Annotated in this window: 14 protein-coding genes; 7 read left to right on the forward strand and 7 right to left on the reverse strand. The window is 57.7% G+C overall.

Features of this window, described 5'->3' with window-relative positions:
- Positions 1 to 124: 124 nt before the first annotated feature.
- The 4 genes from VWY34_RS03925 to VWY34_RS03940 all read left to right on the forward strand — a co-directional run bounded on the left by VWY34_RS03925 (position 125) and on the right by VWY34_RS03940 (position 2,774).
- On the forward strand, positions 125 to 1,057 hold the full coding sequence (locus VWY34_RS03925) for a DUF2493 domain-containing protein (protein WP_089423528.1): 933 nt from the start codon (positions 125 to 127) through the stop codon (positions 1,055 to 1,057).
- Positions 1,058 to 1,142: 85 nt separating this feature from the next.
- On the forward strand, positions 1,143 to 1,400 hold the full coding sequence (locus VWY34_RS03930; protein WP_104017778.1) for a WGR domain-containing protein: 258 nt from the start codon (positions 1,143 to 1,145) through the stop codon (positions 1,398 to 1,400).
- 46 nt (positions 1,401 to 1,446) lie between these two features.
- On the forward strand, positions 1,447 to 1,677 hold the full coding sequence (locus VWY34_RS03935) for a DUF6429 family protein (protein ID WP_416543784.1): 231 nt from the start codon (positions 1,447 to 1,449) through the stop codon (positions 1,675 to 1,677).
- 446 nt (positions 1,678 to 2,123) lie between these two features.
- Positions 2,124 to 2,774, forward strand: coding sequence for a sce7726 family protein (locus tag VWY34_RS03940; protein WP_416548836.1), 651 nt, complete (start codon positions 2,124 to 2,126; stop codon positions 2,772 to 2,774).
- Here the strand turns inward: VWY34_RS03940 and VWY34_RS03945 are convergent.
- The 5 genes from VWY34_RS03945 to VWY34_RS03965 form a co-directional block, all read right to left on the reverse strand.
- Positions 2,771 to 3,991: a beta family protein gene (locus tag VWY34_RS03945; RefSeq protein ID WP_416548838.1), complete on the reverse strand. Its 1,221-nt coding sequence runs from the start codon at positions 3,989 to 3,991 to the stop codon at positions 2,771 to 2,773. The two genes, VWY34_RS03940 and VWY34_RS03945, sit on opposite strands and share 4 nt — an antisense overlap.
- 1 nt (position 3,992) lies before the next feature.
- Positions 3,993 to 4,496, reverse strand: coding sequence for an ImmA/IrrE family metallo-endopeptidase (locus tag VWY34_RS03950; protein WP_416558530.1), 504 nt, complete (start codon positions 4,494 to 4,496; stop codon positions 3,993 to 3,995).
- Positions 4,497 to 4,552: 56 nt separating this feature from the next.
- Entirely contained in the window at positions 4,553 to 5,194 is a 642-nt protein-coding gene (locus VWY34_RS03955) for a hypothetical protein (protein ID WP_416548842.1), read from the reverse strand.
- A gap of 610 nt (positions 5,195 to 5,804) precedes the next feature.
- Positions 5,805 to 6,074 (reverse strand): hypothetical protein, encoded by a 270-nt coding sequence (locus tag VWY34_RS03960; protein ID WP_072506879.1) that lies wholly within the window; start codon positions 6,072 to 6,074, stop codon positions 5,805 to 5,807.
- A gap of 159 nt (positions 6,075 to 6,233) precedes the next feature.
- Positions 6,234 to 6,413: a hypothetical protein gene (locus VWY34_RS03965; protein ID WP_068247264.1), complete on the reverse strand. Its 180-nt coding sequence runs from the start codon at positions 6,411 to 6,413 to the stop codon at positions 6,234 to 6,236.
- A gap of 70 nt (positions 6,414 to 6,483) precedes the next feature.
- On the opposite strand from VWY34_RS03965, the gene VWY34_RS03970 reads away from it, so the two are divergent.
- Positions 6,484 to 6,936 carry a hypothetical protein gene (locus VWY34_RS03970; RefSeq protein ID WP_416539513.1) on the forward strand — a complete coding sequence of 151 codons (453 nt, stop codon included), beginning with the start codon at positions 6,484 to 6,486 and terminating at the stop codon, positions 6,934 to 6,936.
- On the opposite strand, the gene VWY34_RS03975 is transcribed toward VWY34_RS03970, so the two are convergent.
- Entirely contained in the window at positions 6,893 to 7,582 is a 690-nt protein-coding gene (locus tag VWY34_RS03975; protein WP_348429831.1) for a hypothetical protein, read from the reverse strand. The genes VWY34_RS03970 and VWY34_RS03975 overlap by 44 nt on opposite strands.
- A complete protein-coding gene (locus VWY34_RS03980) occupies positions 7,575 to 8,366 on the reverse strand; it encodes an AAA family ATPase (protein ID WP_317389025.1) in 792 nt (263 codons plus the stop codon). Before VWY34_RS03980 ends, VWY34_RS03975 begins: the two co-directional genes overlap by 8 nt.
- A 677-nt stretch (positions 8,367 to 9,043) precedes the next feature.
- Here VWY34_RS03980 and VWY34_RS03985 point away from each other — a divergent pair.
- A complete protein-coding gene (locus tag VWY34_RS03985) occupies positions 9,044 to 9,592 on the forward strand; it encodes a helix-turn-helix domain-containing protein (RefSeq protein WP_121066454.1) in 549 nt (182 codons plus the stop codon).
- Positions 9,585 to 11,459, forward strand: a complete 1,875-nt coding sequence (locus VWY34_RS03990) for a relaxase/mobilization nuclease domain-containing protein (protein WP_416548845.1) — start codon at positions 9,585 to 9,587, stop codon at positions 11,457 to 11,459. The genes VWY34_RS03985 and VWY34_RS03990 overlap by 8 nt, the downstream gene beginning before the upstream one ends.
- Positions 11,460 to 11,465: the final 6 nt, after the last annotated feature.

Genomic DNA, 11,465 nt, shown 5'->3' on the forward strand with positions numbered 1-11,465 from the left:
CTCCTCCACATGCGTTCCGGCCCCGAAGGCGGGGTGAGGGGGCGTCCCCAGTGACAGCTTTCGCAGCCCATGAAGGCCGCGCGGGTTGTCGCGCGGATGAGACAGGCCCGGAGGCAAGAAACAGATGACGATCCACACACACGACGACACGTATGAACCCGCCCACACCGCATCCCAGACCGCCCTTGCGCTCGACGAGCTGCAGCTTTATGGCTACCGCCCCTTTGATGAGCCCGATCCGCGCCCGATGCCCGATGGGCAGCGCCTCGCGGTCGCAGTCGCCGACATCTTCGATGCCCTCGTCGCGACCCTGGAAGACACCCGCATGGAACCCGACCTCGAAGAGGTGCTCTGGGGCCAGGTCAACCTCTTTCACCGTGCCACGGCGAGGGTTGAGCGGTCGCTCGATGAGAACGAGCAGGCGCAGCGCCGCCTTCAGCGCGAGCAGGATGGCTCCGAGGTGAAATCGACCGAGCTTGAGCGCCTGACGGCCGAAGGCCTGACGCTGATCGAACGGCGCAACTGCATGGACATGATGCGCGATCACGCCGCCACCGAGTTCGTCCATCACACGGGCTCCACCTGGCGCCCCCGCACTGGCTCGATGGTGAACCGCCAGCACATGACCGCGGCGCTCATCGACAGCCGTGATTTCCTGGCCGCCAAGCGCCGCGCGGAAACCGAGGTGATGCTCCCCGCAGGCCCCAAAGTCGCCCTCACCGGTGGAACCGACTTCAACGATCACCGCCTGATCTGGGGCAAGCTCGATCAGGTCCGGACCAAGTATCCCGACATGGTCCTCCTCCACGGGGGCAGCCCGAAGGGCGCAGAACTCATCGCCGCCAAATGGGCCGAGGCCCGGGGCGTGACGCAGGTGGCCTTCAAGCCCGATTGGACCAAGCACGCCAAGGCTGCCCCCTTCAAGCGCAACGACGCCATGCTGGAGGTGCTGCCGGTGGGTGTTCTGGTGTTCCCCGGCACGGGTATCCAGGAAAACCTCGCCGACAAGGCCAAGAAGCTGGGCATCCCGGTCATGAAGTTCGAGAAGGGGGCATGAGCCCCCTTTTCCCCTTGCGGGGAAATCATGTTGGCAGGGCGCGCGTACACTTGATATTATGGAAGAAAGCCTGCTGGATCACGATATGTCTCACTCTGTCGCTCAACTTGAGGTGTTCCCGACCGACCTGCAGATGCGGCGGATCGATCCTGCCTGCAACATGCGCCGCTTTTACCGCATGAGCATTCAGCCCGATCTCTTTGGGGGCGCCAGCCTGGTGCGCGAATGGGGCCGCATTGGCGCGCGTGGGCAGATGATGATCGAGCAGCATCCGGATGAAGGGCGCGCCGTCACCGCGCTGATGAAGCTTGCCGCGGTGAAGAAGCGGCGGGGGTATGCATGAAGTGCGCGCGTGCGAAACGGCGCGAAACCAACGTAAGGGGAGGGAGATGACACTCGACACGGACAAGATCGACGACGCAGCCCTTGCGATCCTCAGCCTGACGCTGCATGACGGTGATCGGGTCTGGAAGGGGATCGATTGGAACATCACAGACCGGCTTTTTGAGAAAGGCTTGATCTATGATCCGAAAAACAAGGCGAAATCGCTGAGCCTGACCCCAGAAGGGGTCGCACATGCGCGGGAAATTCTCCCGCGGGATTTCAGCAAGGTCGAGTGACGAGCGGCTTTGCGGGACCTTCCAGTCGTTCGCTGCATCTGCGCGCAATTTGCCCGCATCCGCAACGTGCACGGCGGACTGCAGACCTTCGTTGCGTCCCGCACGAACGGCCGCGATGCGCAGGTCACGGGGTTTACAAAGGCGGGTGCAACCGTCTGCCCTAGGGAAATGACAGCCAAAAGCTACCGTCCGTATCGGCACCTGTTGGGGTATCCGTCCGGTCTTCCTGCTCTGGCAAGAGATAGAGTGTCTTGATGAGGTCCACCAACGAATGTGGACATCTTAAGGCGAGCGTTGGCGGGCAAGGAAGATCAGAAGAGTCGATTTAGGTCGTAAGATGATAAGCAGAAAGGTACGCTTGGTTCACTCATCAAACATTGATCACAAACGTCATGTACGCTATTTGTTCTAGTGTAATTTCCACCGACTTAGTTCATAGAAGCGTCATGAAAGACCATCTCGATCACGAGCAAAGCGAAAGCGCATCCGAAGTTCTCATTCGGACTGCGTTGGTGCGTCACCTCGTGTCACTCGGCAGATCGCAGAAGTGTATCCTGGCGGCGGAAGCTGTTTACGGATTCGAAAATCGCAGAGCTGACCTGCTTCAACTGGACGATTTCTCTCACGCCTTTGAAATAAAATCTGATTACGACAACACATCAAGGTTGCCCGGCCAGCTTGCTGAGTATGCGAGAACTTTCGATTTGGTATCCGTAGTAACCACACAACGGCTTCTGCAAGAAGTTCGGGCGATCGCGCCGAGAAGAGTTGGACTTATGGTGTTCAGTGGCGGAAAGATCGAACCTGTCCGGAAACCAGCGATTAATAAACAGCTTTCAAAGTTTCATTTGGCGGGTGGCACGACCAAAGCTCGTCTACTCGATGTTCTGCCTAGCTCAAGCAAAAACCGGGACGCCGCAGAAGTACGGGCTGAGGCCGCGAAAGCTCTGACGACCAAGGTTCTTAGACATCTGTTCCATTCTGAACTAATTAATAGATTTGCGGAAAGCTCAGAGACATTCTTTACGGAAACGGATACAGAAATTTCACCTGAAGACTTACTACTCTTGCGCCGCAGTTCCCGTCTTTTTTCTTAAGCCGGGTCGCAGCCGAAATACTTAAGTACCTGCGAGATGTGAATTTCCATTCGAACGGAAATCCAATGGGATGGAGAGTTGCTTCCCACTTTGCCTCCCGCTGCCGAAACAATCTCACCGTCTCCCCAACTGTTAGAAACGGACTGATAGTAGGGTGAAAACGCCATGACCTTTTTAGCAACGGATTGATAATGGACAGAGTACGGGGCCAGTATATTCTTGGTCTTCACCTCTCCCTTTACAACAACCTCTTTAGTCCCAACAACTTTGCGCTTCTCACGAAAATAGTATGTGTTCATGCCATTATGCCGCGAGACAAAGTCAATCCTCGGTCGCCAACCCTGTGTGATGATGATTTCATCGTTCCGAATAGGATTGATGGAACCGTAGTCTCCGTAGCAGATCCCACCATGCGTCTTTTTGATTTCTTCATACAGGAACACCTCTTCGACCCGGAAGATGTCGTGCTCCTCGTCCCCTACGTCAGTAACTGACTTGGGGAAGGACGTGGCGAGGACAATTATCTCAGCGCCCTGCAGCTCTGCGTAGATCGAATTGATCACTTGAGTTGTGCGTTTCGCATGAACTAAGCCATTGCCAGGGCGAACATACTCATGATCCAAGATCACAAAGAAACGTCCACCCTTGTTCATAAAGGCATCAATTTCAGGCTTGAGGGACACAAGGTCGAATAGAAACTCGTCATCTTCAGTAACCGCAACCCTATACGCGATTTCATCAAAAGCGCCAGAGAACGCGGAAAACTGCGACTTCAAGTCAGCAACATAAGCCGCCTCATCGTCCCCCTCCGAAGGGTTTACAATGAGTGTCGGCCTAAGGTTTAGGCCTTCTTTTTGGCGCTCAAGAACGAAGGATGTCCAGTTGCTGTAACCATTCGATGAACTTCCAAGTGCTTCAATCTCTGCACAGCTCAGGCTCGGTTCACGGGTGAGATCAAGGAAAAACCATTCACAGTCGTCCATTAACTCCAGAGATGTTTGCCAGTTTCGCTCGAAACCGTACACGCCGAAGGTTGACAGAAGCTGCTCGGCTGTAAGCGGTTTGCCAGCCTTGTCCTTTCCAGCATTCCTTTTTTTCTTACCCCGTGAAAGCTCAACAACCGGCGTAACGGCTGAGCGTCGTTTTGCGCTCAGGTTCCGCCAAGCCCTTTTCTCAGCGTCAGCCGTCTTGAATAGAAGGAAATAGTTCTCGTCCAAATTAGACACCATGACCTTTCAAACCAAGATTTTTTGCCCGATAACGAAGTGCCAAGGGGGACACACCGAAACGCTTGGAAATCTCCGAAACATCACCTTGAGTGCGACGCACTTCCTCGCGAAAATGGTCTTCCGGCATCAATATCGCCGCCGCAAAAGAGTTTGCTTGGTACTCCAAGTGATTACGCTCATCCGAGCGATGGAGAATTCGCTCCCCCTCGGCCAATCCGTTCAGATTTTCCCTGTGCAGTTGATAGTGAGCAAACTCATGAGCCATTGAAAACCTCTGCCTTGTTCGGCTGTGTTTTGAGTTCACGCCGATTTCGAAGTGGTTCGGTTTTGTTTCTTTAATGTAAGCATCAATACCATCGGGAAGCGTCGTCTTTTTCAGGGTTAGAAACTCATTTCTCTCAATGAGCTTCTCAATATCCAGCTCAACTCCATCAATCAGGTCATGTCGGATGCAATATTGAATAACCCGCTCGGTGGTGTCGAGCGCGTCCACTTCAAGATCAGGCAACGCAGGTACGGGTCGAGCAATAGGCCGCTTTGGAGCTTTTCTCATTCGTAAATCTTCCCGTTTTCCTGATCCGCGTCATCACCCTCAAGGTATCTTTCAAATTCAGCTTGGAGCTGCTCAACATCTCCCCGTAGGCCGTCATATCCAGGCACCAACTTCTCATATACCTGCCTTTGCAGTTCTTCGGTAGCCTTGGCGTCTTCCTTCATCAATTGCTGCAATGCCGCCTTTGCTGCTTCAAGGGAGATTTCCTGCAAAGCATCGCGGATAATGGGGTCCGCGTCCTTTGTCCTAAAGAAGTACGGGATTTCTTTCTCGACCTCTTCAGAAATCGATTGCTTATTCGAACTCCTAATCACCGTAAAAGCCAGCCACGAAACCAACGCTTGGACAGCGACTAGCACTGCAATTAGTGTCGAATAGAACCCACTTACCGCAGCGAGATAAGTCTCTTCGTCCCAGCCTGTACCGTAGAAGCAGTAGGTAAAGCTGTCATAATATCGTGTCTTCGGAACCTCTCTACAGGCCGCATCGGACAAGAAAGATAAGTCGACAATGTGCGTCGCGAAAACGACAAGGATGCCCACAAGAACAACGGCGGTCGAAATGGCTACAAGTAAATAGCCCCAGAAAATACCAACAGGCTTAGACGGTTTTCCGGCGTAGCTGGTGGGTTCGGTCATGCGGTTTGACTTCCGGTAGTTACTCGTTCTCACGAACTTGGGGCCGCATGCATCGAGACGGCCGAGCTTGCCAAGCCTCGCCAACTATATAGCTCTGATAGAGCAAGCGCACAATCGCATTAGGCGTCACGTCGGTGAGCGAACTGAGTAGATCTTGTTCAAGTTGCTCTACCGCCATGACCTCGAATTTCAATGGAATGCTAAGTTTGGGTAACTCCATGCTTTTGAGCATTCGGGCTGTGACCGGCCATCGACCGCGCCTGGTACCAAGGTCGGCTGTGGGCCTAACACGATGCAGCATCTGGGAAAGAGGCTTCCATGCTGCGATGTGCGTGACTGTCTACAATGGTGAAGGTTTCGACATGGGCAAGCCCCGTAAGCGGGGCCGGGCTGCTGAGGCTCCGCCCTGAATTCTGACCTTGCTGTATTCCTGTGCCAATACGTCTTGGCCTGTCTCATCCTGAGCCATCCCAAGACGTTTGCCACATGGTCGCCTTCACGATCCGCTTTCAGCCCTGACGGGTCTGCATCCCTCTTGCAAGGCGGACGCTGCCGCCGGGCGAAGCCGAGGGGCTTTAGTCTTCGCCACCTGGCATAAGATTCCGAAGGGCTATGCGTCTGGCTTCTGGTCGAACAGAATAACGTGCGCGCCTTCTTCACTGTCAGGGTTGCCTACCAGCACGAACGGCATATCCGACCCGTTCTTCTCGTAGAGACGGCGGTATTTCATCTGGCCGCTCAGCGGATCGCGCACTTGGTCATAGCGAAAGCTGTGCTGAACGCCGTCTTCGATCCAGGCCTTGACGCCATCGGGGGTCACCAGTGCAAGCGGCGCGCCGTCCAGCAAGATTGTCTCGCCAACGTTGAAAATCTCTTTCATCTCATGGGTCTCCTATCGGTCTTCTTTGGCAGCGTTACAAACCGTCGTCGCCTTTGCAACGATCTCTGCCCCGCGTGTTCCCTCTCTCGGTGTCATTGGCCCGGATCACAATCGTGTCCTGCTCCGGTCGCTTGCGAGCATTTTAGGGCTGGAGGCGGTCTATCCCGCGTCCTCATAGGGCTCGTACCTCAGGTTCGCGCCGTCCGCCTGATCAAAGTCATCGGACCATCTGGTACGGCGCATGCCGCAGCTCCATTGGAATACGACGCCGACCTCGACGTCTTCACCGTTTACCGTCGTCCAAATGACTTCGACGGGGTATCCCGCATACTTCTTCATGCTCTTCTCCTGACCTCCATTTGGTCGGAGCCGCAGTAATCAGGTGGCAGGTATCTGCCTGTCCCTATATATGCTTGGCCAACACAAAACGGAGTTTAGTAACTTGCTTTACAGGCCTCTACATATTGCGCTCTTTCTGGGCGCGGCTTCATCGGCTGTCGCTGCCGAGTGGGAGATCGGCTTGTCGCGAGGTCTGGAGACCTATGCTGCGACTGCAAACGACGGGACCTTGCTCTTAGTTTGCGATCCTGACCGTGTCTACAACCCAAACGAGAGCCATGCGTACTTTTTGTCGCGTCACAGCGATGACAAAGCGCCACAACGCATTGTCTTTCTCGCGGCGACCGGAGAGCAGGCTGCCTTTTCAGTGCAGGACGGGATCGCAACGCAACGGGATGCTGATCCTGCCGAATGGGCACAGCTCATCGATATGATCGAGGCGGGCGGTCAGATTGCTGTCGTGACCGCACGCGATGCCTTTACGCTGGATCAGGACGCGCTGCCCGGGCTTCGATGCCGCTGATCTTTTGAGCGAGCTCTTCGATCTCGGAGTGCAGCAGCGCCTTACCGAAGGCGGATAACAGCAGCGTCACCCCATAGACGTTGAGCGGGTCATCAATGCTTGTCTGCAACGCCGCCATATGGGCGGCGTCGAGCCTGATCATCGATTTCATGAAGGGTGCACCAGTGCCTTTGGACTCGGCCAGGCGTGGTCGTGCAGCGGAGGCAACCTCATGCCAGGTCGCGGTGTCGCGCAGGTTTTGCATGCGGGCGCGAACCGCTTTGATCAAGGCACGCCGAACGTAGTCCGGATCAAGGCCAGATCGTTCTGCCAGCGCCTCAATCCGTGCCTGATCCTCAGCTCCGATGCGCACGTAATAGGTTCGAGACTGCCCTTCGGTGCGAGTGCTGCAAGCATCATCCGCCACCGGCTGGGTGGATACCCCCGAGTTGATGCGCGCCGTTTCAGCCGCGGCTGCCTTTTCCCCTTTCCGGGGTTCATTCTTGACCACTGATTTTACCGCTGGGCCTTCTGTCGCGACCGCTTCCGCCGTACTCTGATCGAACGCGGCATATTTCGTGGCGCTCGTGGCGAACTGCCGCGACCGCGTCAGCCTGTCTTCGTTCGAGACAGCGGTCCCGGACCGGTTTGGAATCTTCCTAGCCATTGGCAGCATCCACCACGGCCTCGATGTCGCCAAGGATCTCACTGCACAAGGCGAGGGCGGAGGAAAGATGCCCCGCCTGCAACCGATGACGAAGATCTTGTTCATAAATGTCCCGCACATATCCCAGTGGCCCGGTCAGCGGCATGCGCTGGATCGCGGCGAGATGGGGCACCGGCGTGGGCAGAAGTGGCAGGGTTGAAATCACCTCGAAGACCTCAAGGTCCTGCCGGTGAACCCTGCGTCTTGCCGCATCACGCTCAAGGTCATCGCCTGCGGTCACGAAATCGATCGCGCGTTTGTCCGCGTTCATCAATACCGCGGAAAACAGCGGGGCGGGGTCATCCGGCCCGAGGGTCTCGATCATGCGCATTACCCATGTCAGGGTTTTCAGGGCCGCCACGAAATCCGATTGTACCGGCACGGCCGGCACCAGGATCATGTCGCAGGCCAGCGCCAGTGTTTCGGTGTCGGGATGCTCGCCGGGGCGGGTGTCGATCAGAACCAGATCAACACCTTCAGCCTCAAAGCTGTCCAGCGCGTGGTAAAGGCCTTCAACGGTCTCGGGGGCATCGGCCACGGTCAAGCCCGTGGGCCATGGAAGGCGTGGCAGATCACCGAAGTCGGCGCGCGCGCTTTTTGATTCCCATTCGAGGATCTGCTTGTCAGCATCCGCATCCATGACATGCACACGGCGGCCGCGTGCCAGCATGGCGGACGCAAGCATCTGTATGAGAGTTGTCTTTCCCGAACCGCCCTTCGCGGAGATGGCCGTCACAACAAGCATTCAATGTCTCCATAACGTATATTTTGTGCCGTTATGGCGATGCCTCGGGATGGCGTCCAGACCTTGCGCGATACAGGCGTTCAACCTTTGGGTCGGACAGATGTGCAGCTGCTGTGGCGATGTGCTGTTTCGGCGATCATCTGTGTACGCGTTCGGTCAATCGGTCAGCAGGTCACTCACGCCGACCCTCATTGCAGCGTTCATTCTTTTCTCCATCGCGTCGTTGTGACAATTTCCCAATGCTGCCATCAGCCTTCGAGGTGTCGGGTCACCTGACCATCGACTATCCGTATCAGCGCCGAGGTAGTACGCGCGGTACTGCGCAGGCGTTCCAATCCCACAAGGTCTTCTTCTCCTTCCGGGAAAACCCCTTTGAGCATTCAACGCCAATGAAGGGATATCGTGTCGGCTGCGCCGACGTCATTCCCGCGCCTGTTCAGGATCCGGGCTGGGGTCCCGGATCGCGGCGCGGGGGAGGCGGTGTCCCTTCGGTCTGTTCGTTGTCGCGTGGGGTTTACAGCAGGCATGGCCAAGGCCCTGCCTGCTGATCACCGAAGGTGCGACAACGGACCGAAGGGACGTTGACAGGAACGGTATTGTGTATGACAAAACTTGTGCGGCGACTCATTAGAGTTTTCGTGTTTACAAAAACTATCTAATGATAAATCTTGCCGCCCATGTCGAAACGCCTCTCCACCATAGCCCGACAGGAGGTTCTCCGGCTTGCCGCTCAAGGGCTTGGCGATGGGGAGATCGCCGTGCGTGTTGGCTGCTCCCGACCCACTGTCGCCCGCGTGCGGGCGCGCGGTGTGGTGACGGATCGAACCACAAAGGGCCGCGTGCTGCAGGTTCGGGTGTCCGCCCGTGAGGCCGAAGCATTCGAGGCGCTTGTGGCTGAGACTGGCATGACCACGTCGGGTTTGCTCCGGCACATGATCCGTCTCTCATCCGGCATTGTCGCGTTTCGCCGGGACGAGGTCACGGCGCTCAAGGCGTCGGCCAATCAGCTCAATGCCTTGGCGCGCAATCTTGTCCAGATGCTGAAGCTTGCCCATGCGGGCAAGCTGCGGTGGAACGCGCGCGACGCGGCAATGGTCGGTCGGCTTGCGGATCGGGCCGAAGAGGTTGCCCGGGCCGTGCAGGCTTTGCGCGCGGCCTCGCTGCGCGGGTCCTTCGTCCGGGTGTCCGATTTTCGTGACGTTGGGGAGGGGCAGCGCGATGGCTGAAACACGCACCCTCCAGCAGGCGGTATTGGGCGAGATTCTGCCTCATGTGGGGCGGCGGTCTGCAGCCATGGCAGGCGAAGCGCGCGTATCGTCGGGCCGTCGGCGTGGCACGTCCGGCGGGGCAGTTGCGGTAATGTCCTGGAACGCGCTGCGGGTGCCGCAAAGCGTGGTGAAGCGTGTCGGCACGGGCGGGTGTCATTCGCCAAAAGAGTTACGCCGACAGATGAAATACATTCTGCGCGACGAGGCGCGGGTCGCAGCCTGGTCGAACCAGATCGGCATCGATCGTGTCTTTGGCGAGCGCGGCATGGAAAATGTCATTGCCGATTGGAGTGCTTCCTGGTGCGGGGCCCCGAAACGCGGTCACACCGATCACATCATCCTGTCCTTTCCCAAGGGAACCGAGGCGGAGTTGGCGGAAGACATCTCGCGCGAATGGGCGCAGGAGGTGTTCGGCGGGGATTACCGGGATCGATATCGGTATGTGGCGGCCCTTCATTGCAACACAGATCATGTGCATGCCCATGTTATTGTCGACAAGGTCGGGATGGAGGATGGCAAGTTCCTCTCAATCAGCCGCCATTCCGAGATCAGCTATGACATGATGCGCGAGCTGCATGCGCAGATCGCGGGCGAGCACGGGCTGGTGCTGAACGCCTCTTCCCGTCTGTCGCGCGGCATCATGGAAAACGCTCCGCAGGACACCGATTTGCAAGCGGCCCGCAAGGAGGGACGGGAGCCAGTGGTTGCCCCGCTGGATCCTGAAAGCCGCGCTCTGCGCGAGGCCGAGATACGCAGGCACGCTGAGGGGTATCGGCAGCTGGCGCAACTTGCCGGGATGCGCCTGGAGGCCGACACCCCTCCGGATGGATGGATGGGGCGCATCGCGGAGGGCGCAGAGCTTGCCGCCACCAACTTGATGAAAGGAATACCGGTGAAAGAAGGGTTTGCCGAAGGGGTTGATATCCCCGCTGCCGGAGCGGATGTGATCGGTCGTCTGATCGCCGCCCGCGAGACATTGCAGGCGGAAGCCGACACCGCCTGGAGCGCCATTCAGGACATGGCGCCCGGTGCCGAGAAGGTAGAACTGGAACAGCTCTTTGCCGGGCAGGCCCGCGAAATGGGCACGCTTCTGGGCCGCGACTTTCTTGCGGATCATTCTTCATCGGTGTCGTCGGAGCGCGATCCCTACAGTGTGCAGGGGATTGCGGGGCTGGCTGCACGGGCAGGAGACGAGGGCCATCCGCTCTCGGCTGAGGCCGATGCTGCACTGGGTCATTTCAGAGCGGAATTGGCGCGGGTTCTGGCACCGATGGAGGCACGACTCGAGGAGGCCGACAGCAGCGTCGAAGAAGTTGCTGCCCGTTTCACCGCACCCCATCGCAGCGAGGCGCAACTCGAAGCCTCACGCCCAGTGGACGCACAGGAGCGCGCGGACTGGCTTGGGCTGGAACGCGATCTGCAGGCGCGCGCGCGTGATGTTTTTGCGGGGCTGCACATGGATCGTGATCTTTTGGCGGATCTGGCGCGTCAGGACATTCTCGACGCGGGGCAGGGCAGTCGCCTTGCCGACATCGCCACGCTGGACAAGCTGATCTCCGACGTGCGGCAAGACCTGCGCGACGGGGATATGGATCAGCTGGCAGCGGGCCGGATCGATCCGCTCATGGACCGCATCGAAGACCCTGGTCTGCGACAAGCCGTGTTCTCGGAGTTAAAGGCCATCGCCGCAGTGGATCCGGGTGATGACATTGCCGGTCGCGACAGCGAACCCGCCGCCACCTACCGGACCCGTATCGAGACTTTCGAGCGCGCCGAGGAGCGGGGGCGCGACCGGGACGATACCAGTGGCGATTACGGCCTCTAGAGGATT

The sequence above is a fragment of the Phaeobacter sp. JH20_02 genome (genome assembly GCF_048056915.1).
Taxonomy (GTDB): domain Bacteria; phylum Pseudomonadota; class Alphaproteobacteria; order Rhodobacterales; family Rhodobacteraceae; genus Phaeobacter; species Phaeobacter bryozoorum.

What these genes read in the sequence shown, in the direction of transcription:
- VWY34_RS03925 (WP_089423528.1), top strand. Translation starts at nt 125, where the DNA reads ATGACGATCCACACACACGACGACACGTATGAACCCGCCCACACCGCA.
- VWY34_RS03930 (WP_104017778.1), top strand. Translation starts at nt 1,143, where the DNA reads ATGTCTCACTCTGTCGCTCAACTTGAGGTGTTCCCGACCGACCTGCAG.
- VWY34_RS03935 (WP_416543784.1), top strand. Translation starts at nt 1,447, where the DNA reads ATGACACTCGACACGGACAAGATCGACGACGCAGCCCTTGCGATCCTC.
- VWY34_RS03940 (WP_416548836.1), top strand. Translation starts at nt 2,124, where the DNA reads ATGAAAGACCATCTCGATCACGAGCAAAGCGAAAGCGCATCCGAAGTT.
- VWY34_RS03955 (WP_416548842.1), bottom strand. Translation starts at nt 5,194, where the DNA reads ATGACCGAACCCACCAGCTACGCCGGAAAACCGTCTAAGCCTGTTGGT.
- VWY34_RS03960 (WP_072506879.1), bottom strand. Translation starts at nt 6,074, where the DNA reads ATGAAAGAGATTTTCAACGTTGGCGAGACAATCTTGCTGGACGGCGCG.
- VWY34_RS03965 (WP_068247264.1), bottom strand. Translation starts at nt 6,413, where the DNA reads ATGAAGAAGTATGCGGGATACCCCGTCGAAGTCATTTGGACGACGGTA.
- VWY34_RS03970 (WP_416539513.1), top strand. Translation starts at nt 6,484, where the DNA reads ATGCTTGGCCAACACAAAACGGAGTTTAGTAACTTGCTTTACAGGCCT.
- VWY34_RS03975 (WP_348429831.1), bottom strand. Translation starts at nt 7,582, where the DNA reads ATGGCTAGGAAGATTCCAAACCGGTCCGGGACCGCTGTCTCGAACGAA.
- VWY34_RS03980 (WP_317389025.1), bottom strand. Translation starts at nt 8,366, where the DNA reads ATGCTTGTTGTGACGGCCATCTCCGCGAAGGGCGGTTCGGGAAAGACA.
- VWY34_RS03985 (WP_121066454.1), top strand. Translation starts at nt 9,044, where the DNA reads ATGTCGAAACGCCTCTCCACCATAGCCCGACAGGAGGTTCTCCGGCTT.
- VWY34_RS03990 (WP_416548845.1), top strand. Translation starts at nt 9,585, where the DNA reads ATGGCTGAAACACGCACCCTCCAGCAGGCGGTATTGGGCGAGATTCTG.